The organism is Sulfitobacter sp. 1A15106, assembly GCF_043556995.1.
Taxonomy (GTDB): Bacteria; Pseudomonadota; Alphaproteobacteria; order Rhodobacterales; family Rhodobacteraceae; genus Sulfitobacter; species Sulfitobacter faviae.
The window spans coordinates 190,214-211,812 of record NZ_JBIFFM010000002.1; the positions used below are offsets into that span (position 1 = coordinate 190,214).

Genomic DNA, 21,599 nt, shown 5'->3' on the forward strand with positions numbered 1-21,599 from the left:
GGCCATAGGGCCTATGCCGTCGGGACATTCCACGACGGGGGCAGCGCGATGACGGGTTTGAGCAATGCAGATTGGCTGGCGGTAGAGGTTCACGAGGCGCGTTTGCAGGTCTGGGCCATGCAGGGCGCATCGGTGCTTGAGAGCGCCACGAGCGATGGCGAGACTGCCGAACCCGGCGACCTCGCGGCCTTCGACGCCGCGCTCGCTAAGCTCACCGCGCCGTGGCAACTGCTCCGCCTGCCGGTCTTCGTCGCTGGCATGCCCGCAGGCGGGACCGATGCCGCGCCGCGCATGGTGCCCTGCACCGCCACGGCTGAACGCACAACGGCTGTCGTCACCGACAACTTCGATCTTCAGGTCATCCCACCCCTGCGCCAGCAGACCCCCAGCGGTCTGCTGCAAGGGGCCGAAACGCGCATCGCGGGGTTTCTGAGCCTCAACAAAGACTGGGACGGGGTGATCTGCCTGCCCGGAGCCACGTCAGTCTGGGCGCAGATCAGCGCGGGCGAGGTGGTGAGTTTTCAGACCTTCCTGACCGGGGAATTGCTGGGCCTTTTGGGCGATGGCACCCCTGCCGAGGGCACGGCGCTGGACGACACGGCTTTTGACGACGCGCTCAGCGATGGGCTGTCGCGGCCCGAGCGTATGGCGGGGCGGCTGGCCTCTATCCGGGCCGAACTGGCCTTGCAAGACATCCCGCCACCCACCGCAGAGGCGCGGCTAGCGGGCACATTGATCGGGGCGGAACTGGCGGCGGCGCGGGCCTATTGGCTGGGGCAAACGCTGGCGGTGATCGGCACGGGCGGGGCTGTGCCGCTTTATCTGCGGGCGTTGTCGCAACAGGGCGCACCGGCGACCGAGGCCGATGGCAGCCGCATGGCGCTGGCGGGGATCTGCGCGGTGCGGCGGGCGGTTAACGGGGGATAGCCCCTGCCCGCCCGCACTTTTCCAGTCAGTCTTTCTTTTCCCCGTCGGTCTTTTTCTGCATGTCCAGATTGACGAGATCTTCGAGCATGTCGAGCAGGTCTTCCATCCGCTGCTTGCCGAAACGCGCCTCGAAGTCAGAGAACAGCGCCGCCGCATCGCCCGCGTGGTCTTGGATCACCTGACGGCCCTGATCGGTGATGGTGACGATGGATTTGCGCCCGTCATCGGGATCGCTGGCACGGCTGAGCAGCCCCTCCTCCTCCATCGCGCGCAGCATGCGGGTCAGGCTCGGCAGCAGCAGACAGGCCTGCTGCGCCAGTGCGGTCTGCTCCATCGGGCCGGATTCTTCGACCACGCGCAGCACGCGGAACTTCTGTTCCGAGATGCCACTTTCGTTCAAGATCTCGCGGATCGGCCCCATCACCCTTTCCCGCGCGCGCAAAAGCGCAATCGGAAGGGAGCGGGCAGTGCGGCGCAGGGGGGGCATTGGGGCCATTCTTGACGGTTTCCTGATCGCTACTTACCAAGTCAAAGACCGCCCAAAAGGGCGTGACGACCACCATAGCCGCTGCGACAACATTCTTGAAGAGGTCAAGCCCAGCGGAACAACAGTGAGACAATACAACAACATGGGGCAGGAAATGCGGATGACAACCAGAATTCCACAGCAAGGGAGCGGCGCATGAATTGGGAGGATTTCCGGCATTGGGGCCGCCGCGCCGCCGATTGGGCCGCCGATTACCACGCAGGTCTGCGCAACCGCCCGGTGCGCGCGCAAGTGGCCCCCGGCGCGTTGCTTTCCGCCCTGCCCGATGCCCCGCCCGAAGGGGCCGAGGCGATGCAGGCGATCTTCGACGATTTCGAACAGACCCTCATGCCCGGCATGACCCATTGGCAGCACCCCCGCTTCTTTGCCTATTTCCCGGCCAATGCTGCGCCGGTCTCGGTGCTGGCGGAATATTTCGTCTCTGCCATCGCGGCGCAATGCATGCTGTGGCAGACCTCTCCGGCAGCGACGGAGTTGGAGACCCGCGTTTGCGATTGGATGCGTCAGGCGATCGGCCTGCCGGATGGCTTCACCGGGGTGATCCAAGACAGCGCCAGTTCCGCCACGCTTTGTGCCGTGCTGACCATGCGCGAACGCGCGCTTGATTGGCAGGGCAACCGCGCGGGGTTGTCGGGCCAGCCGCGCCTGCGGGTCTATTGCTCGGCAGAGGTGCATACCTCGGTCGACCGGGCCATCTGGATCGCGGGGCTGGGCGAAGAGAACCTTGTCCGCATTCCGACCCAAGGGGCGAGCCGCGCGATGGATGCCGAAGCGCTCCGCGCCGCCATCGCCGCCGACCGCGCGGCGGGGCATCTGCCTGCGGGCATCATCGCCTGCACCGGCGGCACCAGCGCGGGGGCCAGCGATGACATTGCCGCCGTGATGGATGTGGCCGAGGCCGAAGGGCTCTACACCCATGTCGACGCCGCTTGGGCCGGGTCGGCGATGATCTGTCCTGAATTCCGCAGCCTCTGGGCCGGCGTCGAACGGGCCGACTCGGTTGTGATGAACCCGCATAAATGGCTGGGGGCGCAGTTTGACTGCACGACGCATTTCCTGCGCAATCCCGATGATCTGGTGCGTACCTTGGCGATTCAGCCGGAGTATCTGAAGACCCATGGCGCGGATGGCGTGGTGAACTATTCCGAATGGTCCGTGCCGCTGGGCCGCCGTTTCCGCGCGCTCAAACTTTGGTTCCTGATCCGCGCCCATGGGCTGGAGGGGCTGCGCGAGATGATCCGCAACCATGTGACATGGGCGCAAGATTTGGCCGCCCGGCTGGACGCGACGGAGGGGTTCGAGACAGTGACTCAGCCGATGCTCTCGCTCTTCACCTTCCGCCATCTCGGTGCCGCAGATCTCGATGCCCATAACCAAGACCTGCTGAACCGGATCAACGACGACGGGCGCATTTACCTGACCCAGACCCGGATCGACGGAGCATTCGTGATCCGCTTTCAGGCAGGTGCTTTCACCGCCACGGCCGAAGATGTAGCCATGGCCTATGACGTGATCACCGAATTGGCCGGGACTTAGGGCGCGATCAGGGTGACGTCCGGCATGGCGCGGATGACCTCAACATCCGCGTCATAGATCGCCGTCATCCGCTCGACCAATTCCTCGGTCCAGCCGGGCATGTCGAGCTCTTCTTCGATCTCTTCCTCCAGCGCGTATTTGTCGAGGAACGCGGTGATCACGCGGCGCTTCTGCGCCTCGGACATATCGGGGTGGGTGTCGAGATAGCCGCGAAAGCGTTTCATCCCCTCCTCCGACATGATCGTCTGCAAAAGATCGAAACCGCCCTTGATCTTGGTCTCGGGCGCCAGCCCCGCCATCTCGCGAATGATCTGCGCCCAGATCAGCGGCGCGTCTTCATTGCACCACAGGGTGATGGGAATCCCCGGCGCCGCTTCGCGCAGCTGGCCGATCGTCTCGGACCAACGCAGGTCCTCCGGCCCCCGCTCCCCCCAGAACGCGGCCGAGGTTTTATCCGCCGCTTTCTCGTAAAGCACCGGCGCGAGGGAGGCGGGATTGCGGATCGCCATAAAGATGCGAATCTCATCTTCGGGGAAAAGCTGCGCCATGCGCAGCATGCGCACGGCGGCGGCGGGATAAAGCACGCCTTCTTGCAGGGCCGTGGCAGGCGAGCGGAAGAAATTCGCATCCGACAGGATCACCCGGCTGGCTGTCCCATCATCGAGGATCGCATCCAGCAAAACGTCCCGCGCCACCTCCGACGGCTCCGCCTTATGCATCGCGTTGAGCGTGTCGCGGAACAGGTTGCGATAGGTGCTAGGCCCGGGCACTTTGACGCCCGTCTTGGCGAAATCGTCCTGATTGCGCAGCAGGCATTTCAGCAGCCGCTCGTCTTCCGTGAAATGAACACCTGTGTGCAAAACGAGCTGCATGATACTCCGCTCACCCTTGAAATTCTCGGCGTTGAATAGCCCGTCCCGGCGCGCGTGTAAAATCCGAAAGAAACTCGCACTTCCCCTCTTGCACCCCTCGGCTCCTTTCTCTAAATGAGCCCTCAGTGCCCCTATAGCTCAGCTGGTAGAGCAACTGATTTGTAATCAGTAGGTCCGCGGTTCGAGTCCGTGTGGGGGCACCACTTATCTCTTTAAATCATACGCTGATCCGCTGCCGTTGCGTGCTAGTTTACGCCTGCCTACAGGCGCGACCAAGCCGCCCGATGGCCCCGCGCCCCCGCCGCATTCGGCAGACGCGGGGCCGTGGCCCCTAGCCCATCCGCTTAGAGCTGTAGCTGCCGGGCGATGCGGGAAAGACCACGGTTTTATTGCCGTTCAGAAACACCCGGTGGTGGGCATGAGCGTGAATCGCGCGCGCCAAAACACTCGCCTCCACATCGCGACCGAGCGAGACATAATCCGAGGCGCTTTGCGCATGGGTGATGCGCACGATGTCCTGTTCGATGATCGGCCCCTCGTCCAGATCGGCGGTGACGTAATGCGACGTGGCACCGATCAATTTCACGCCCCGTTCATAGGCCTGCTTGTAAGGGTTCGCCCCTTTGAAGGACGGCAGGAAGGAATGGTGAATATTGATGATCCGCCCCGACATCTTTTGGCACATGGCGTCCGACAGAATCTGCATGTAGCGCGCCAGCACGATCAACTCGGCGCCGGTTTCCTCAACGACGTCCATGATCCGCGCTTCGGCCCGCTGTTTGTTCTCCTTCGTCACCTTGATGCAGTGAAATGGAATGTCGTGGTTCGCCACGACCTTTTGATAGTCCATATGGTTCGAGATCACGGCGACGATCTCAATCGGGAGCGCGCCGATGCGCACCCGGTAGAGAAGATCGTTCAGGCAGTGCCCAAAGCGCGAGACCATGACCACGACCTTCATCGTGGTGTCTTGGTCGTGGAATTCATAGGTCATGTCAAAGGGTTCCGCGACCGCTGTGAACCCTTCGCACAGGCTTTCAAGCGTGGCACCGGTTTCGGCCTCGGCGCTGATGCGCATGAAGAACTGGCCGTTTTCGGTGTCGTCGAACTGCGCGCTGTCGGTGATGTTGCAGCCGGTTTCGGCGATGTAATTGGCGATGGCGGCAACGATCCCGCGTTGCGAGGGGCAGGTCACGGTCAGGCAGAACTTGGTCATGGGCGGTCCTTAGGGGGGTTGGTCGGGGCGGCAGGGCTTGCGTCGCTTACTCTACCGTTTGCAGGCTCCACGCGGGAAGGCAAGCGATAGCGCGCGTATGACGGGGGTCGCCCATGCCTAGATCAACAGCCCTGTCTAGGTGCCGTTTTCCTATGCGCATCAATGTTGATCATCCGCCAAAAAACGGGCGGCGGCGCATCAAAATGCACCGCCACTCCGACACGCACTATCGACCTATTGAATGCCGACCCTGAATTGCACGGCCCCGGTCTCTCCCGGCAACATCTGGCCCGTGCAATTCCACTCGATCGTTCCGGCATAGCTGGCCACATTGCTTGCCGGCACCACCAGATCACAGCTGAGGTTGGGCGAGACTTGTTGCGGATCGACGATAGGCTCCGACAGCTGCGTATAGGGCGGGGTTCTATCGTAGATCTTGACGTTCGACGCCTGCGTGGTCGCGTTGTTTTGCAGATAGATGCGGTACAGAAGGATATCGTTCACACTGCCGAGGTTGGTCGTGCCCTCCCCAGTGCCTTGGGTCTCATTCTCGACCGTTTTGCGCAGTTCGATCTGGGTGGAACGCCCCCCAACCAAAACCTCATCGGTATTGCTGGCCGAACTGGTCACCGTGGTCCGGGCGAATGCCGTGGTCGCTAGGACTTGATAGACGTAAGTACTGCCCTGCCCAGCGCCCGAACCGGCTGATACCCGTGAGACGATACAGATGGTCTCCCCCGTGGTGACGGCGATGGGGCCGGTGATCGGACCGTCGACGCTATCGTCACAGCCGATATCTTGGCACAGCGCCGCGCTGAACGCGCCGGTGGGGGTCGAAGTGGCACCGGCGTAGGAGAAGGTCACCTGCCCGTCTGAGGTGGCGGTATAGATATGCGGCAGGGTCGCAACCTGCCCCTGTGCGACGGTCGTGGTCCGGTCGTTGGACAGGCTGGGCAGTTGGAGCAGTCCGATGTCCAACCCCATGCGATTGCCGAAAGCCTCGGGCGTGAAGGTGAATTCACCGTCATGCGGGTTGGTGTCGACCAAATCGGGCAGGCCGGTCGTCGCTTCCGAGATCGCCCGGTAGTCATTCGCCGGGATCGCGCGAATCGTGATCGGACCGCTGTAGCTGCCAGAGAGCCCATAGCTCCAAGTGCCATCCGTCGCGAGACCGGGGGTCGCCAGTACCGCACCGCCACTGTCGAGAATCTCCAACACCGCCGAGGATGCCCCCCCTTCACTGCCGTTGCGCAGGGCGTCATGGGCGGTGCCGCCATCTGCCCCATTGTCGATAAAGACACGGCCCGTCAAAATCCGCTCTCCGGTGACGAGGGTCACGGAATAGGAGGCTTCGTCATCGTCGGGCAGTTGGTCGAACAGGTCATCGGTCAGCGGCCCCGTGCTGGGATCGCTGTCGGGATCGGGCAGAGAGCTATAGATGATCTCGGCCTGATTGGTGAAATCACCGCTGCCCAGCACCGTGGTGGTGATCGTCAGGGTCTCGCTCTCTCCGCTGAGCAGTTCATCCACGAACCACAAGCCCGTGTCGGGGTCATAGGTATCCCCTGTCGCGGGTGCATCGTCCGAGACATAGGCGAAACCGCTTGGAATCTGGTCGATCACCTTGACCCCCGAGGGCGAGCCACCGCTGACATTGGTGATGGTGATGATCCAATCGATGGTATCCCCTTCTGACACATTGGTGATCGGCGTGGTCGTCCCGGTAGCGGCGGCGATTTTGCTGAGTTCGAGGTCACTGCCTGCGGGATCGAAGCCAAAGTCTTGGTCACTGGTCACGCTATTGCCGGAGACAGGAACGCCAAGCAGCGGGTTGGACGTGCCGATGGTCAGCCCCGAAGGCAGATCGGGGTCCGCCTCGTTCAATGCGACACGGTAGGTCGTGTTCACCATCAACTCCCCAACCGCATAGGTGCCATCGGCCAAGGTATCCGTGGTTACTAGAAAGATGTCATCGGCGGTATTGGCCGGGGTGCCATTGTCGGCATAGACCGAGATGCCCACACCCGCGCCGAAATTGGTCTCCCCATTGTCTTTCACGTCCGAAGCATCCGCGTCCTCGTAGATGTTGCCCGAGATGCCCCCCAATGGGATCGGTGCGGCCCCCCGGCAAGAGATGCCATCGCTGCGCCCGCCCTCATCGACCGGAATGCCGGATACCAGTTGCGGCACACCTGTCGCCGTTGAAATGGCGAAGAGGTTGTTGGTGGTGTTGGAATAGCCATAGAGCCTGCCGTCACGGTCGAACCAGAGCGCGTCGAACATGCCCGCATAGACGGCAGGGCCGATCGCTTGAGGTGTCACGCTCCCCGGGGTGCCGTTGTTGACCGCTGCGCGGAACAGGAAGCCTGAGTTTCTGTCGATCCCATACATGATGCCGTCAACGGGGTTGAAGGCGAGGTCTTCGGGATTGACGCCGATGGTGAGGTTGATCTCGCCCAGAACGATGGGCGTGGCGGGATTGGTCAGATCGACGATCTGCCATGTATTTTGATCAACCTCGTAGATCAGCCGCCCATTCGGCAGGATATCCCCGGCATTCAACGCATCCTCCGCACCAGAAATATTGCCGAAATCCGAGATATCCCCCGCCCCGTCGATCCGGTAGAGCCGTCGGCTGTTCTGATCGACGCCGTAGATATAGCCGTCCAGCGCGTTATAGCCCCACGCGCCGTCGCGGTTCTGTCCGGTGCTGCCCGAGGTCTCAACCGTCGTGGCATAGCTCCCCCCACCATCGCGGAAGGTCATACGCCTCAGCGCAGAGGGGCTGTCGACGATGGCATAGAGCGAAGCATCGCAGACCAGCGGCGGCGGATCGCTTGAGATGGTAAGCGGATAATCCTCCACCTCCCCCTCAAAAGCTGTGACAAGGCCGGTGCTGTCGGTCGACCAGCGAAAGCGGGCATAGGTGGGCAGTGTCGTTGCCCCCGCGGGAACCGCTACTTCGAACAGGATCGTGCCATTGCTGAGGCCGTCCTTGTCCTGCGGGCCGCCGTCTTGCAGGTCCACCGCCACCTGCTCCCCGGCTTGGTCAAAGGTGCCATCGCCATCGAAGTCGATAAAGGCCTGCAGATATGACGACCCCGGCGCGGCGATCAGATCACTGACTGTCACCGTGATCTCGGCCAGACCACCACGGTAGAATTGCGGCAGGATCACCCCGTCCTCATCATCCGACCCGTCGGCATCATCCCCCGTGGCCCCGATGGAGTTCTGCGTCAGTAGATCGATATCCGGCGGGGTGCTGCCCAGATAGACCTCAGGCGCGCCCGGGCCTTCGATGATATGCTGCGGATCGCCATAGCTCGCCGGGGCATCGCCCCGGTCGGCGTCGGGCGGTGTCTTGATGGTGATGCCATAGTCTTCGACCTCCCCATCCGGGGCGGGGGTGATCGCATCGAGCCCCGCGGTCGAAGACCAGCGCAGTCGGACGAAGGTCGGGGTCAGAACGGCGGTGACCGGCACGCTGACGGGGAATGAAATCTCACCATTCACCACCCCGTCGAGGTCTTGCGCCCCGCCGTCTTGGATATCTGTCGCAACCTGATCGCCAAGGAAGAGGCCATCGCCGCCGAAATCGACGAAAGCCTGCAGATAGCCGGTGCCGGGGGTGGGTTCGTTGACCACCACGGTCACCGTGCGGGTCAGATCGCCATAGAGCTGGGGAAAGCTCTCTTCGCTTTCGTCATCCTTACCGTCGAGGTCATCGCCGGTGCCATCGACGGAATGCTGCGCCGAGCCATCGCCGTCACCGTTGAGCGCGCCGATCCAATATTGCGCGGTGTCCGCGTGCTGCGGATCGCCATAGGTGACCGGCGCATCCCCCCGGTCGGGGCCGGAGCCTGCGTAGATCGTCGTGGGATCATCACGCCCTTCGCCCGGCCCGTTCGACGCCACGCCATCCCCGTCACCGGGGTTCTCGGAATCCGACAGGTCCGAGACTGCTGTCCCGCCCGGTGCCTGGGCCGTGACCTCCGCCTGGTTGCTGATCGTGGTGTCCAGATCCTCAGGCACCAGCGTGTAAGTCGCCGTATAGACGGCCTTCTCCCCGACCAGCAGCGTGCCTTCGGGCGACAGCGACGTGGCGGCCTGAAAGGTGATCACCGGGGGCACGCCTTTGCCGCTGAACTGCGTCTCGGCAAGCTGCACATTGGTGAGATCGACATTGCCGAAGTTCTCAGCGGTAAAGACATAGGCAATCGTCTCACCCGGATCAGCATAGCCGTTGAGGTTGGTATCGACCAATTGTGCCAATTTCAGCAAACCGACAGAGCCCACATCGATCGAGACCTGCGCGGGCGCGGAATAGGCCCGCGGCTCATTCGGCAGGATGATGGGCGATTGATAGCGGTAGCTGATCGGCGTCGGCGCGGCAAAGAAGGCGACGAAGGGGGTAAAGGTCAATTCCCCGGTCAGGTCGTCATAGCTCCATGTGCCCTCCCCCAGAATGTCAAAACCCACCCGGTGGCCTTCGGAATCGGTCACGATGTTCTGCGCGCCGGCAGGGGGGATCAGATCGACAGCCTGTTTCGCATATTCGCTAGGCTGGCCCGAATTATTGGCCGGCGCATTGTTGTTTTCCGTCGCGACACTGTCGTTGAACAGGATGTTGACCACCACAGGCTCGCTCAACACCTGCTCTTTCAGATCGTCCTGCAAAACGGGTGCTTTGAAGTCACCGCATTGCAGGTCATAGGTCTGCGCTTCGTCATAGGTCGGATTGGCGAGCCGGACGAGGAAGCCCCTGTTGGCAGTTCGACCAAAGCGAAAGGTCGAAGTCTGCGGATAGAAGATTTCAAGCCCCGATACCGGCTGGTTGCTATAGTTGCGGTCCCCGGCGAGATAGAACACCTCTGTCCCAAGGTTCGCATCCGGCCCTTCGATATAGCCGCGATAGGTCGTCGCGCTGCGGTCGATGCGGACATATTCAACCGTGCCGTCGCAGATGTTCACATAGACCTGCTCATTCAACGGACCGTCGATATCATTAATCTGAAAGAAAACATCCGCCACCACCGGCACCCCGCCGGTATTGGTCGTGATGTTATGGGTGCCTGCTTCATAGAGGTAGAAATCCATGAAATGCGGGTCTTGCCCGGTCGAGGTAATCTGGATTTGCCCATTGCCCGAGGCGAAAATATGATCCCGCCCGGCAAAGGCCATTTCACCGACGATATCGACCGACACCCCGCCAACCGTGCCCGCGTTGCGCCACAAGGCCCGCTCGCCCACCCCCGCCCCGATCACGGTGGGCGCGGCGACGGGATTGAGAATGAGCTGCTGCGCCAAGGCGGCTCTGGTCAGCAAAGCCAACAAGAACAATGTCCAAAACGATGCCGCGATCATCCGAAGCCAAGGCCCCTGCCCTGCCAAGGCCCAAAGGCGGCGCAAGTGCTGCGCCGTGAACGTGCCGAGAAAATAAGTGTAAAAATGCATATCTTTGCTCACAACCTTTTAAGACACAGCTTAGCGACGAAGCGGGTTCTGAGGACTTACGCAGAAAGGTATTAAGATATGCTTCCGGTTATACGGGCGGTGAAGGGATAGGTGGTGGTCGCTCTTGTGCATATGCCTCTGTGCCTTAGCAGGGCCCAAAGCTGCCGCGCCTGTGCCGCCGCGCTACCAAATCAATTTTCCGAAAATGACCTATTGACCCTCCAGCAACTGGAAGCCCCATATTCAGCCCAAGACGAATAGAGGGCGTGAAATGGGCAAAGCGGAAACACTCACTTTTGGCGTGCAGAACATGAGCTGTGCGTCCTGTGTGGGGCGTGTCGAAAAAGCGCTAAACGCGCTGGACGGGATCGGTGAGGCCCGGGTGAATCTTGCGGCAGAAACCGTGCGCGTGACGGCACACCCCGCGCTTGACGCGGGCGAGCTCGATACCGCCTTGGCGCAGGCGGGCTACCCGGCGCGCAAGACCACCCATCGGTTGCGGCTGTCAAACATGACCTGCGCCTCCTGCCTGGGCCGTGTGGAACGCGCGCTGCTTGCGGTGTCGGGGGTGCTCTCGGCCACGGTCAACCTCACCAGCGAAGAGGCGCGGGTCGAAATCTTGGAAGACGCCGATCTTTTGCCCGCCCTGCGCGATGCGGCGGCAAAGGCGGGCTATCCCGCCAGCGTCGACACGCCCGAGGCGGGCACCCCCGACGCCGCAACGCGCAAGGAAGCGGAGGCCATCCACCTCAAACGGATGACCCTGCTGGCCGCCGCGCTCACCCTGCCCGTCTTTGTGCTTGAGATGGGCGGCCATCTGGTGCCCGCATTCCACCATTGGATCGCGGCGACCATCGGGATCGAGACAAGCTGGCTCATCCAATTCATTCTCACCACCCTCGTGCTGACATGGCCGGGGCGGCATTTCTATAGCAATGGCCTGCCTGCGCTGGCGAAGGGCGCGCCGGATATGAACTCGCTCGTGGCACTCGGATCGGGGGCGGCGTGGCTCTACTCGGTCACCGCGCTCTTTGCGCCGGGGCTGTTGCCCGAAGGCAGCCGCGTGGTCTATTTCGAAGCCGCCGCCGTGATCGTCACGCTGATCCTGCTGGGCCGCTATCTTGAGGCCCGCGCCAAGGGGCGCACCGGGGCCGCGATTGCCAAGCTCATGGGCCTGCGCGCCACCAGCGCACGGGTGGAGCGGGACGGCGCCGTCATCGAACTGCCCTTGGAAAAGATCGAAACCGGCGACATCATCTACCTCCGCCCCGGCGAGAAGATCGCCACCGACGGTATCGTCATCGAAGGGCGATCCTATGTCGATGAAAGCATGATTACCGGTGAGCCTGTGCCGGTGGAGAAAACCGGCGGTGCGGCTCTTGTCGGCGGCACGGTCAATGGCACCGGCAGCCTGACCTATCGCGCCACCAAGGTGGGCGGTGACACGGTTCTGGCGCAGATCATCCGCATGGTCGAAGAGGCCCAAGGCGCGAAACTGCCCATTCAGGCCTTGGTCAACCGCATCACCCTATGGTTCGTCCCCGCGGTGATCGCCGTGGCGTTGGTGACCTTTGGCCTGTGGCTGGCCTTCGGCCCCTCGCTCAGCCACGCATTGGTGGCGGCGGTGGCGGTGCTGATCATCGCCTGCCCCTGTGCCATGGGGCTAGCCACGCCCACGTCGATCATGGTCGGCACCGGGCGGGCGGCGCAATTGGGCGTGCTGTTCCGGCAAGGCGATGCGCTGCAAAGCCTACAGGGCGTCAAGACCGTTGCCTTGGACAAGACCGGCACACTGACCAAGGGCACCCCCGAACTTACCGATCTGGTGCTGATGGACGACCTGACCGAAGATGAGGTGCTGCCCCTGATCGGCGCGGTCGAGGCGCGCTCGGAACATCCCATCGCCCAAGCCATCCTGCGCCGGGCCGAAGCGGCTGGCCCCGTGCCGCGCGAGGTGAGCGACTTCCAATCCCATACCGGCTACGGCGTCAGCGCATTGGTGGCAGGCCGCCGTGTCACGCTTGGCGCGGACCGGCTCATGACCCGCGAGGGGATTGATCTGGGCAATGCCCAGCGGATCAGCGCGGATCTGGCCAAGGACGGCAAAACCCCGCTTTTCGCCGCGATCGACGGCAAACTAGCGGCGGTCATCGCCGTGGCGGACCCGATCAAACCCGGCACGCCCGAGGCCATCGCGCGGCTGCACGACCTCAACCTCGAAGTGGCGATGATTACCGGCGACAACCGCGGCACGGCAGAGGCCATCGCGGCGCAACTGGGCATCGACCGCGTCGTCGCCGAGGTGCTGCCCGATGGCAAAGTGGCCGCCATCGACGACCTGAGAAAAGGCGACAACCGCATCGCCTACGTGGGCGACGGGATCAACGACGCGCCCGCGCTTGCGCAGGCTGATGTCGGGCTGGCCATCGGCACCGGCACTGATGTGGCGATCGAAGCGGCGGATGTGGTGCTGATGTCGGGCGATCTGCGCGCCGTGGTCAATGCCATCGACGTAAGCCAGCGCAGCATGGCGAATATCCGGCAAAACCTCTTCTGGGCCTTCGGCTATAACGTCCTGCTGATCCCCGTGGCCGCTGGCGCCTTCTACCCGCTGACCGGTTGGCTCTTGTCGCCCGCGCTGGCTGCCGGGGCAATGGCCTTGTCGAGCGTTTTCGTTCTCAGCAATGCCCTGCGCCTGCGCTGGATCGCCGCCCCTCTGACTGAGAGCGCCACCCCATCCCACGGCCCCCGGGCCGCCGCCCCCGTGGCCGCAGACGTAGCCGCAGAATAGGATCGTCCCCATGAATATCGGAGAAGTCTCACAACGCACCGGGTTGCCGCCCAAAACCATCCGCTATTACGAGGATATCGGGTTGGTCAAACCGCTGCGCGACGCCAATGGCTACCGTGCCTTCCGCGAAAGCGAGATGCACAAGCTCGCCTTTCTGGGCCGCGCCCGCACGCTGGGGTTCAGCATCGAAGATTGCCGCAACCTGCTGGCGCTATGGGAGGACAAGAACCGCGCCAGCGCTGATGTGCGCGCCATCGCCAAGGACCATCTGGCCCAGATCGAGGCCAAGATCAGCGGCCTGCAAGAGATGCGCGACACGCTCAGCACGCTGGTCCGCGACTGCGCTGGCGATGACCGGCCGGATTGTCCGATCTTGAAAACACTTGGGACAGCGGCGAACTGACCCTATTAACCGCGGAGGGCAGCGCTGCCCTCCGTGAGACAGCGCTGCCGGGGCGGGTGGCCCCCGCCCTAGCGTTTTAGCCGTTCCACGATGCTATGCGCCGTCACCGTGCCAATCTGCCGGCCCTCTTCCATCACCGCGAAACCCGCCTCCGGGCCGCGCAGACCGTCCATCAGCTCCCGCACCGGCGTCTCGGTGCTGGTCTCGGGATGGGCGGCCCCATCGGCTGGCCCCATCACATCACGGGCGGTCAACACCTCAAGCGGGTTCATATTGGCCACGAATTCCGCCACATAGTCCGAAGCGGGGTTCGAGAAAATCTCGCGCGGGGTGCCGATCTGCACGATGCGCCCGCCTTCCATAATCGCAATACGCCCGCCCAGTTTGAACGCCTCATCAAGGTCATGGCTGACGAAAATGATCGTGCGGTTAAGATCGCGTTGCAGGTCCAACAACTCATCCTGCAACCGCGTGCGGATCAGCGGATCGAGCGCTGAAAAAGGCTCATCCATCAGCAGGATCGGCGCTTCGGTGGCAAAGGCACGGGCAAGGCCCACACGCTGCTGCATCCCGCCCGAAAGCTCCCCTACCTTCCGGTCGGCCCAATCGCTAAGCCCCACCAGCTTCAACTGCCGCTCGGCCCGCTCCAACCGCTCGCCCTTGGGCACTTTGGAGAGTTCCAGCCCAAGCGCCACGTTGTCGCGCACCGTGCGCCAGGGCAGCAGGCCGAACTGTTGGAACACCATCGACACACCTTCACGGCGTACCCGGCGCAGCTCTGCCGCGTTGCTCTCATGCACATCGCAGGACCAGCCCTCGGCATGGACCCGCACGGTGCCGCGCACCATCGGGTTCAGCCCGTTCACCGCCCGCAGCAGCGTCGACTTGCCCGAGCCCGAAAGACCCATCAGCACAAGAATCTCACCATTCTCAACGGTGAGCGAGCAATCATGCACGCCCAGCACCTGCCCCGTCGCCGCTTCGATCTCGGCGCGGCTTTGGCCTTCGTCCATCAGCGGCAGCGCCTTCTCCGGCTTGTCACCAAAGACGATGGATACGTTATCGAATTCTACTGCTTTCGTCATTTCCGTCCCACCCGCAGGATACGGTCGAGCATGATCGCCACGACAACGATCACCAACCCGGATTCAAATCCCAAGCCAGTGTTGACTTGGTTCAGGGCACGCACCACCGGCACGCCCAAACCGTCTGCGCCCACCAATGCTGCGATCACCACCATCGACAGCGACAGCATGATGGTCTGGTTCAGACCCGTCATGATCTGCGGCAACGCATAGGGCAGCTCAATCTTCCACAGCGTCTGGCGCGGCTTGGCGCCGAACGCCTGCGCGGCCTCAAGAAGCGCCTTGGGGGTCGAGGAGATGCCAAGCTGCGTCAGCCGGATCGGCGCGGGCAAAACGAAGATCACCGTAGCGATCAACCCGGGCACCATGCCGATGCCGAAAAAGACAATCGCGGGGATCAGATAGACGAAGGTCGGCAGCGTCTGCATCAGGTCCAAGACCGGGGCCACCCATGCGTAAAGTCGGGGCCGATGCGCCACGGCGATGCCAATCGGCACGCCCACGCCCATACAGACCACACAAGCCGAGAGCACCAGCGTCAGGCTCTCCATCGTCTCTTCCCAGTAATCTTGGTTCAGAATGAACAGAAAGCCGAGCACCACAAAGGCCACGGTTTTCCAATTGCGCTGAATGGCCCAGGTGATCGCGGCGAAGACGGCGATCAGGATCAGCGGATGCGGCGTTTGCAGCACCCAGAGGATCGCCTCGATCAGCCGTTCCATCAGGTCCGACAGCCCGTCAAAGAACCACGCCCCGTTCGTTTGCAACCAATCCAGCGCGTCTTCGGCCACATCGGCCACGGGGATCTTGTTTTCTGTCAGCCAGTCCATGTCAGTCCTTCAGGATTGGAGAATTGCGCATGAGATTGACCCGCCCCATCAATCTGGAGCGGGTCTTGTCCATCATAGCGTGAGGATCACTTCAGCGAAGCGACAGCTTCCATCGCATCGCCGCCATCGACGGTGGTCACACCGTCCAGCCATGTGTCGAGCACGTCAGCGTTCGCCTTGATCCAATCGGCGGCGGCCTCTTCCGGCTTTTCGCCATCATCGAGGATCGCGCCCATGATCTCATTCTCCATCTCAAGGCTGAATTCGAGGTTCTGGAGGAATTTGCCAAGGTTCGGACATTCTTCGACGAAACCGGCGCGGGTGTTGGTGTAAACCGTCGCACCGCCCAGATCGGGGCCAAAGTAGTCGTCACCACCTTCAAGATAGGTCAGGTCGAAGTTGGCGTTCATCGGGTGCGGCTCCCAACCGAGGAAGACAACAGGCTCTTCCTTGCGGCTGGCGCGCTGCACCTGAGCGAGCATCCCCTGCTCGGAGGATTCGACGACTTCGAATTCGCCCAGTTCAAAGGCATTCTCGTCGATCATCGACTGGATCAGGCGGTTGCCGTCATTGCCCGGCTCGATGCCGTAGATCTTGCCTTCGAGTGCGTCGGCATTGGCGGCGATGTCGGCGAAGGTCTTGATGCCCATGTCGGCGGCGGCCTTGTTGACGGCCAGCGTGTATTTCGCGCCTTCAAGGTTCGCGCGCACGGTGTCAACGCTGCCCTCTTCGCGGTACTTGGCGATATCGCCTTCCATCGTCGGCATCCAGTTGCCCAAGAACACGTCGATGTCGCCCGAGGCCATGGAGGTATAGGTCACCGGCACGGCGAGGATCTTGGTCTCGGTGTCATAGCCAAGCGCGTCGAGCACGACAGAGGCGGCGGCGGTGGTGGCGGTGATGTCGGTCCAGCCCACGTCGGAGAAGGTGACTTCGCTACATTCGGCGGCGGCCAGCGAGGTCGCGGCGACCGTCGCCAAAGCGGATGTCATAAGCAGTTTTTTCATTGGTGTTCTCCCCAGAGAAGTTTTTATTGACTGATGCGCCAATCAAAAGCCATCGGCCGCGATATTGCAACCGGATTAATTTTGCCAACTTACTGGAGGGCAAAATGCAATACTACTTGTTTCAAAACTTACTCCCGCGCGGCCTGTTTGGGGCGCAGAACCGGGGTGACATTTTCATCCGCGCCGGGCTCTGGCTCGGCGTCGATTTCGGGGGCATCCTCGGCTTGGGTTGTCGGCTCTTGGTCAGGCTCCTCTTGCGGCGTCTCGGATGCGATCGGAGAGATTTCCGACGTCTCGGCCTCCGGCGTTTCCTCAGTTGTTTCAGTGGCTTCTCCCTGAGGCGCGCCCGCCTCCATCCCAAACGCCGCGCGGATCGCCGCTTGGGTGCCATCGCCATAAAGCCCGTCAATCGCACCGTCATAAAACCCGAAATCCGACAGCTTGCGTTGCAGCGCTTTGCGGGTGTCGCTGTCGAACAAACGGGGCTCTTCCTGCATCAGCCCCAGCAGCGTGCCATCCCCCGCCCGTAGCGCGCGATAGAGGTAGAGCGCGGCATCCGCAGCCCCGCGCCCCGGCACTTTGTCATCGTCGATCATCGCGGCAAAGTTGAACATCGCAGCAGGGTGTCGCCTGTCGGCTGCACGGCTGAAGTAATCAAGCGCCAGTTCGGGGTCGGCCTCCTGCCCCAATTCGCCCTGCAAATGGATGAAGCCTAGATCGTTCAACGCCCCGGCATGACCCCGCTCGGCAGCGTCGCGATAAAGCTGCATCGCGTGGTCCTCGTTTTGCTCTACCCCTCGGCCCTCTTCGTAGAGCTGGGCCAGTTGATAGCGCGCTTCGGCTGAGCCGGTCTCAATCGCGCGCATGAGCTGCGCCGCCGCATTCTGCGGATCATAGCGCGGATCGTCGGGATCGCTTTGCAGGGCGGCGAGGCCGAGTTGCGAGCGGGTATCGCCCTGCCCCGCCAAGTCGGCCAAACGCTGGCCCTGTGTCTCGTTCAAATCGGACCAGCCCCCCGAGGCCGCTTCCCCGTCACCGCTGCCGAGGAAGAACGGCGTGGGGTTCAGCCGCCCAAAGCGCCGCGCCGAGAGGCTGCCACCGCTGCGGCTGCGCAAAGCCGCGCGGAAATCGTCCAGCATAGCCCCGACTTCGACCTCTGGCTCGGCCACCACCTCGGCCAGCGTTGCGGCGAAAAGGCCCGCGTTTTCACCACCCTCATCACAGGCGCCCACCTCGCCAGAAGTCACGACCAAAGTGCCAAGGCGTGGCTCAGGCGGTGGCAGGGGCGCGGTGGCTTGCTGCGGGGCGGCGTGGCAGTTGTCGAGCAGAACAAGCCGTATCTGCCGCGCCTTGCCCGCCGCACGCAGGAGCGCAGGCAGGGCCACCCCCTCGCGCCGCAGCGCCGAGGCCGGGGCCAAGGGCGCGTCGACCGGGATCAGATAGCTCTGCCCCCCGGACGCAACACGGCGGCCCGCATAGTAAATCAAGGCGATATCCGCCGTTTCGGCCTGAAAGGCAAAGTCGGAAAGCGCTTGTTTGAACGCCGCGCTCTCGGCGTCGATCAGCGTGGTGACGTCGAAGCCCTGCCCGTCCAGCGCCTTGGTCAGCCGCGCCGCATCCGCGCGCGGGCCGTCAAGCGCGGCGGCATCCTCATAGGCGGAGTTCCCGATGACCATCGCCACACGGTCTTGCGCCGCTGCGGCGAAGGGCAGAAACAGCATCAGCAGAAGCGCGGTCAGACGCATATGGCAGGATCCTTTCGGTCAGCTTCGGTTGGGCAGCGCCGCCCATTAACCTATGCTGGCAGGAAAAGGTTTCCACCATCGTAACAGTTTGAAATGAATCCGACCTTCGCCCCGCCCCTCAGGCGTTGGGCGAAGTCTCTTCGATCTCGCGGTCTTCTTCCGGCACGTTCAACGTGGCCCAAGTATCGCCATCCGGCAGCTCCGGCGGGTTTGGCAGGCAATCGCGGCGGTGGATATTCGCCTTGGCCATGAAATTGGCCGAGACCGGCGCGGTGACAAAGATGAATGCCATAATCAGCAGCTCATGCAGCGACCCCGTGCCCGAAAGGAAGGAGTTCACCATGGCCGCCAGCAAATAGGCCCCGATCCCCAGCGTCGCGGCCTTGGTCGGCGCGTGCAGACGGGTCATGGGATCATTCAGCTTGAGCAGGCCAATCCCGGCGACAAGCACAAAGAAACTGCCGATCACCAGCAGCGCGATAACGAAATAGGTGGCGATGACGTCGGGGCTCATTCGATGATATCTCCGCGCAGGACGAAACGGGCATAGGCTACGGTCGAGACGAAGCCGAGCATGGCGATGATCAGCGCGGCCTCGAAATAGATCTGTGTGCCCTGCAGGATGCCCAGCAAAACGATGATGCCGATGGCGTTGATGAACATCGTGTCCAGAGCCAGAATGCGGTCCCCGGTGCCGGGGCCGATCCACAGACGGATCATCGCCATGAACTGCGCAATGGCGACGAGGGTCAGCGCCCCATAAAGCGCCAGCGTCAAAAGGTCGGTCGCTTGGGTCATACGAAAATCTCCTTCAAGCGGCGTTCGTAGCGGGCTTTGATCTCATCACGCACGGCGTCGGGGTCGCTCGCGTCCAGCGCGTGTACCAAAAGGTAGCGCCCGTTGTCCGACAGGTCCGCCGAGACGGTGCCGGGGGTCAGCGTGATGGTGCCCATCAGGATCGTGATCGCCTCGGGTTCTTTCAGGTCCAACGGCACGACAACCCAAGCGGGCGACATGCTGGCGTTGGATTTGGTCAGGATGATCCAGGCCACCTGAATATTGGCGATGACGATGTCCCAGATCACCAAAAGCACATAGGCCAGCGTCCGCAGCGGGCGGATGCCGTGCGGCCGGTCGGTCCACCAGCGCGCGGTCAGGATCGGGATCACGACGCCAAGGATCAGGCCAAAGACCAACATGCCTGCGCTGAACTTGTTTTGCAGCAGGATCCACACCGCGGTCAGCAGCAGGGTCAGAAACGGGTGCGGCAAAAGCCAACGGATCGGTCGCATCATGTCAATGGGCCTCCTCTTTGCCGTCCGACAGTTTGCCGGGGGTCTCCAACACGGTGGTCAGGTAACGTTCCGGCCCGAACAATTGCTTTGAAATCGCAGTGGCATATTGGGTGGCCGGTCCGGCCAGCAGCGTATGTGCTACCAGCAGGGCCAAGAGCCCGCCCACCGCGACATAGCTCAGCGCCGAGGGGCGCTCGGCCGGGGTTGCCCCCTCCTCCGGGGTGACGCTGCGCGCCTTCCAGAAGACCACGCTGCCCGCGCGGCCAAAGCCCACGAGGCTCAAAAGGCTCGCGCCCAAGATCACGGCCCAGATCCAGACCCAAGCATCGCTGCCGGCGGCGGCATCCATGATCAGCAGCTTGCCCAGAAAGCCCGAAAGCGGCGGCACGCCGACCATGGCGATGGCGGCAACAAAGAACAGGGCCGAGGTCAGCTTGGCCCCCGCCACCTGCGGCTGCGCCGTCAGATCGAGATTGTCGCGCCCGGCCCGCGCCAGATCGGCGATCAGGAACAGCGCGCCCGCGGCCAGTGTCGAATGCACGATATAATAGAGCGCCGCGGCGATCCCCTCGGGCGTGAACAGCGCGATCGAGATCATCACCATGCCCATGGAGCCAATGACGGAAAAGGCCACCATACGGTCCAACTGCTTGGCCGCCAGCACGCCGATCATGCCAAGCGCCAGCGACAGCAGTGCTGCGGGAAGCAGCCATGTGGTGTGCAGATCCGCCGTCACGGCCAGTTCGGGCGGGAAGATCAGCGTATAGACGCGGATGATCGCATAGGCGCCGACCTTGGTCATGATGGCGAAAAGCGCCGCCACCGGGCCGGGCGCTTCGGCATAGCTCGACGGGAGCCAGAAGTGCAGCGGCACCACGGCGGCTTTGACCGCAAAGACCATCAAGAGCAGCACCGCCGCAATGCGGATGCCCACGGTCGCGCCCGCGTCGATCAGGGCAACGCGCTGCGCCAGATCGGCCATGTTGAGCGTTCCCGTCTCGGCATAGATGGCGCCAAGCGCAAAGAGAAACAGCGTCGAGCCCAGCAGGTTATAGAGCACATATTGCACCCCCGCCCGCAGGCGCGGCGTGCCACCGGCGTGGATCATCAACCCGTAGGAGGCGATCAGCAGCACTTCGAAAAAGACGAAAAGGTTGAAAAGGTCGCCGGTCAGGAAGGCGCCCATGATCCCCATCAGTTGGAACTGGAACAGCGCATGAAAATGCCGCCCGCGCTCGTCCCATTTCGACCCGATGACATAGAGCAGCACAAACAGCGCCAGCACCGCCGTCAGCGTGACCATCAGCGTCGACAGGCGGTCGCCCACCAGCACGATGCCGAAGGGCGCGGCCCAATCGCTGAGACGGTAGAGCATGACATTGCCGCTCGCCGCCTCGACCGAGAGGCCAAGCCCCACAACGACCAGCGCCAGCGCGCCAAACAGCGACAGCACCCGCTGGATGGTGATGTGATAGCGTGCGGCCAGAATGATGAAAGGCGCGATAAACGCAGGCAGCACGATGGGCAGGATCAGCCAATGGGTCATGTGCGGTCCTCCGCCTTGGTATCGGTCAGCGGCTCGTCCACATGATCATCCTTATTGCCCAGATAGGCCCCGAGGGCGATCATCACCACCACGGCGGTCATGCCAAAGGAAATCACGATGGCGGTCAGCACCAGCGCTTGGGGCAGCGGATCGGTATAGCGCGCGGCATCACTCAGGATCGGCGGCGCGCCCACGGTCAAGCGGCCCGAGGCAAAGAGAAAGACGTTCACCGCATAGGTCAGCAGCGATGTGCCCATGATGACGGGAAAGCTCCGCAAGCGCAGCACGAGGTAGAGGCCAGAGGCCGTCAGGATGCCGATGGCGGATGCGACGAGAAGTTCCATG

Annotated in this window: 17 protein-coding genes and 1 tRNA gene; 5 read left to right on the plus strand and 13 right to left on the minus strand. The window is 62.7% G+C overall.

Annotation, left to right across the window (positions count from 1 at the left end):
* Positions 1-48: 48 nt before the first annotated feature.
* On the plus strand, positions 49-927 hold the full coding sequence (locus tag ACGYKA_RS03555; protein ID WP_394412729.1) for a 2-dehydro-3-deoxygalactonokinase: 879 nt from the start codon (positions 49-51) through the stop codon (positions 925-927).
* A gap of 25 nt (positions 928-952) precedes the next feature.
* On the opposite strand, the gene hpaR is transcribed toward ACGYKA_RS03555, so the two are convergent.
* Complete coding sequence (hpaR, locus tag ACGYKA_RS03560) at positions 953-1,414, minus strand: homoprotocatechuate degradation operon regulator HpaR (RefSeq protein ID WP_271689953.1); 462 nt, start codon at positions 1,412-1,414, stop codon at positions 953-955.
* 195 nt (positions 1,415-1,609) lie between these two features.
* Between hpaR and ACGYKA_RS03565 the strand changes: the two genes are divergently transcribed.
* Complete coding sequence (locus ACGYKA_RS03565; protein ID WP_394412732.1) at positions 1,610-3,010, plus strand: pyridoxal phosphate-dependent decarboxylase family protein; 1,401 nt, start codon at positions 1,610-1,612, stop codon at positions 3,008-3,010.
* On the opposite strand, the gene ACGYKA_RS03570 is transcribed toward ACGYKA_RS03565, so the two are convergent.
* Complete coding sequence (locus ACGYKA_RS03570) at positions 3,007-3,882, minus strand: hypothetical protein (RefSeq protein WP_394412735.1); 876 nt, start codon at positions 3,880-3,882, stop codon at positions 3,007-3,009. The genes ACGYKA_RS03565 and ACGYKA_RS03570 overlap by 4 nt on opposite strands.
* Before the next feature lie 127 nt (positions 3,883-4,009).
* Between ACGYKA_RS03570 and ACGYKA_RS03575 the strand changes: the two genes are divergently transcribed.
* Positions 4,010-4,085, plus strand: a tRNA-Thr gene (locus tag ACGYKA_RS03575).
* Between the two features lie 128 nt (positions 4,086-4,213).
* Here the strand turns inward: ACGYKA_RS03575 and purU are convergent.
* Both purU and ACGYKA_RS03585 read right to left on the minus strand, forming a co-directional pair.
* Entirely contained in the window at positions 4,214-5,098 is an 885-nt protein-coding gene (purU, locus tag ACGYKA_RS03580) for a formyltetrahydrofolate deformylase (protein ID WP_394412738.1), read from the minus strand.
* Between the two features lie 234 nt (positions 5,099-5,332).
* Positions 5,333-10,552 carry a DUF6923 family protein gene (locus tag ACGYKA_RS03585; RefSeq protein ID WP_394412741.1) on the minus strand — a complete coding sequence of 1,740 codons (5,220 nt, stop codon included), beginning with the start codon at positions 10,550-10,552 and terminating at the stop codon, positions 5,333-5,335.
* A 271-nt stretch (positions 10,553-10,823) separates the two neighbouring features.
* Here ACGYKA_RS03585 and ACGYKA_RS03590 point away from each other — a divergent pair, with 271 nt between their 5' ends.
* Both ACGYKA_RS03590 and cueR read left to right on the plus strand, forming a co-directional pair.
* Positions 10,824-13,343, plus strand: a complete 2,520-nt coding sequence (locus tag ACGYKA_RS03590) for a heavy metal translocating P-type ATPase (RefSeq protein ID WP_394412744.1) — start codon at positions 10,824-10,826, stop codon at positions 13,341-13,343.
* A gap of 10 nt (positions 13,344-13,353) precedes the next feature.
* Complete coding sequence (cueR, locus tag ACGYKA_RS03595) at positions 13,354-13,746, plus strand: Cu(I)-responsive transcriptional regulator (protein ID WP_067260948.1); 393 nt, start codon at positions 13,354-13,356, stop codon at positions 13,744-13,746.
* A 68-nt stretch (positions 13,747-13,814) separates the two neighbouring features.
* Here the strand turns inward: cueR and choV are convergent, their stop codons facing one another.
* The 9 genes from choV to ACGYKA_RS03640 form a co-directional block, all read right to left on the minus strand.
* Entirely contained in the window at positions 13,815-14,831 is a 1,017-nt protein-coding gene (gene choV, locus ACGYKA_RS03600) for a choline ABC transporter ATP-binding protein (RefSeq protein WP_394412747.1), read from the minus strand.
* A complete protein-coding gene (gene choW, locus ACGYKA_RS03605) occupies positions 14,828-15,661 on the minus strand; it encodes a choline ABC transporter permease subunit (RefSeq protein WP_067260944.1) in 834 nt (277 codons plus the stop codon). The genes choV and choW overlap by 4 nt, the downstream gene beginning before the upstream one ends.
* Before the next feature lie 86 nt (positions 15,662-15,747).
* Positions 15,748-16,668 carry a choline ABC transporter substrate-binding protein gene (locus tag ACGYKA_RS03610; RefSeq protein ID WP_394412750.1) on the minus strand — a complete coding sequence of 307 codons (921 nt, stop codon included), beginning with the start codon at positions 16,666-16,668 and terminating at the stop codon, positions 15,748-15,750.
* A gap of 128 nt (positions 16,669-16,796) precedes the next feature.
* The gene (locus ACGYKA_RS03615) at positions 16,797-18,413 is read right to left on the minus strand and encodes a caspase family protein (protein ID WP_394412753.1); all 1,617 of its coding nucleotides are present in this window, start codon (positions 18,411-18,413) and stop codon (positions 16,797-16,799) included.
* A 118-nt stretch (positions 18,414-18,531) separates the two neighbouring features.
* Positions 18,532-18,927: a monovalent cation/H(+) antiporter subunit G gene (gene mnhG, locus ACGYKA_RS03620; RefSeq protein WP_394412756.1), complete on the minus strand. Its 396-nt coding sequence runs from the start codon at positions 18,925-18,927 to the stop codon at positions 18,532-18,534.
* Positions 18,924-19,211: a K+/H+ antiporter subunit F gene (locus ACGYKA_RS03625; RefSeq protein WP_067630872.1), complete on the minus strand. Its 288-nt coding sequence runs from the start codon at positions 19,209-19,211 to the stop codon at positions 18,924-18,926. The genes mnhG and ACGYKA_RS03625 overlap by 4 nt, the downstream gene beginning before the upstream one ends.
* Positions 19,208-19,708 (minus strand): Na+/H+ antiporter subunit E, encoded by a 501-nt coding sequence (locus ACGYKA_RS03630; RefSeq protein ID WP_394412759.1) that lies wholly within the window; start codon positions 19,706-19,708, stop codon positions 19,208-19,210. The genes ACGYKA_RS03625 and ACGYKA_RS03630 overlap by 4 nt, the downstream gene beginning before the upstream one ends.
* Before the next feature lies 1 nt (position 19,709).
* On the minus strand, positions 19,710-21,254 hold the full coding sequence (locus ACGYKA_RS03635; RefSeq protein WP_394412762.1) for a monovalent cation/H+ antiporter subunit D: 1,545 nt from the start codon (positions 21,252-21,254) through the stop codon (positions 19,710-19,712).
* Positions 21,251-21,598: a Na+/H+ antiporter subunit C gene (locus ACGYKA_RS03640; RefSeq protein ID WP_067260931.1), complete on the minus strand. Its 348-nt coding sequence runs from the start codon at positions 21,596-21,598 to the stop codon at positions 21,251-21,253. The genes ACGYKA_RS03635 and ACGYKA_RS03640 overlap by 4 nt, the downstream gene beginning before the upstream one ends.
* Between the last annotated feature and the right edge of the window lies 1 nt (position 21,599).

Bases quoted from the DNA above. Each gene is read 5' to 3' on its own strand.
- ACGYKA_RS03615 (WP_394412753.1), bottom strand. From the start codon at position 18,413: ATGCGTCTGACCGCGCTTCTGCTGATGCTGTTTCTGCCCTTCGCCGCA.
- ACGYKA_RS03625 (WP_067630872.1), bottom strand. From the start codon at position 19,211: ATGACCCAAGCGACCGACCTTTTGACGCTGGCGCTTTATGGGGCGCTG.
- purU (WP_394412738.1), bottom strand. From the start codon at position 5,098: ATGACCAAGTTCTGCCTGACCGTGACCTGCCCCTCGCAACGCGGGATC.
- hpaR (WP_271689953.1), bottom strand. From the start codon at position 1,414: ATGCCCCCCCTGCGCCGCACTGCCCGCTCCCTTCCGATTGCGCTTTTG.
- ACGYKA_RS03590 (WP_394412744.1), top strand. From the start codon at position 10,824: ATGGGCAAAGCGGAAACACTCACTTTTGGCGTGCAGAACATGAGCTGT.
- ACGYKA_RS03565 (WP_394412732.1), top strand. From the start codon at position 1,610: ATGAATTGGGAGGATTTCCGGCATTGGGGCCGCCGCGCCGCCGATTGG.
- ACGYKA_RS03585 (WP_394412741.1), bottom strand. From the start codon at position 10,552: ATGCATTTTTACACTTATTTTCTCGGCACGTTCACGGCGCAGCACTTG.
- choW (WP_067260944.1), bottom strand. From the start codon at position 15,661: ATGGACTGGCTGACAGAAAACAAGATCCCCGTGGCCGATGTGGCCGAA.
- ACGYKA_RS03555 (WP_394412729.1), top strand. From the start codon at position 49: ATGACGGGTTTGAGCAATGCAGATTGGCTGGCGGTAGAGGTTCACGAG.
- ACGYKA_RS03640 (WP_067260931.1), bottom strand. From the start codon at position 21,598: ATGGAACTTCTCGTCGCATCCGCCATCGGCATCCTGACGGCCTCTGGC.
- ACGYKA_RS03570 (WP_394412735.1), bottom strand. From the start codon at position 3,882: ATGCAGCTCGTTTTGCACACAGGTGTTCATTTCACGGAAGACGAGCGG.
- choV (WP_394412747.1), bottom strand. From the start codon at position 14,831: ATGACGAAAGCAGTAGAATTCGATAACGTATCCATCGTCTTTGGTGAC.
- ACGYKA_RS03635 (WP_394412762.1), bottom strand. From the start codon at position 21,254: ATGACCCATTGGCTGATCCTGCCCATCGTGCTGCCTGCGTTTATCGCG.
- ACGYKA_RS03630 (WP_394412759.1), bottom strand. From the start codon at position 19,708: ATGATGCGACCGATCCGTTGGCTTTTGCCGCACCCGTTTCTGACCCTG.
- ACGYKA_RS03610 (WP_394412750.1), bottom strand. From the start codon at position 16,668: ATGAAAAAACTGCTTATGACATCCGCTTTGGCGACGGTCGCCGCGACC.
- cueR (WP_067260948.1), top strand. From the start codon at position 13,354: ATGAATATCGGAGAAGTCTCACAACGCACCGGGTTGCCGCCCAAAACC.
- mnhG (WP_394412756.1), bottom strand. From the start codon at position 18,927: ATGAGCCCCGACGTCATCGCCACCTATTTCGTTATCGCGCTGCTGGTG.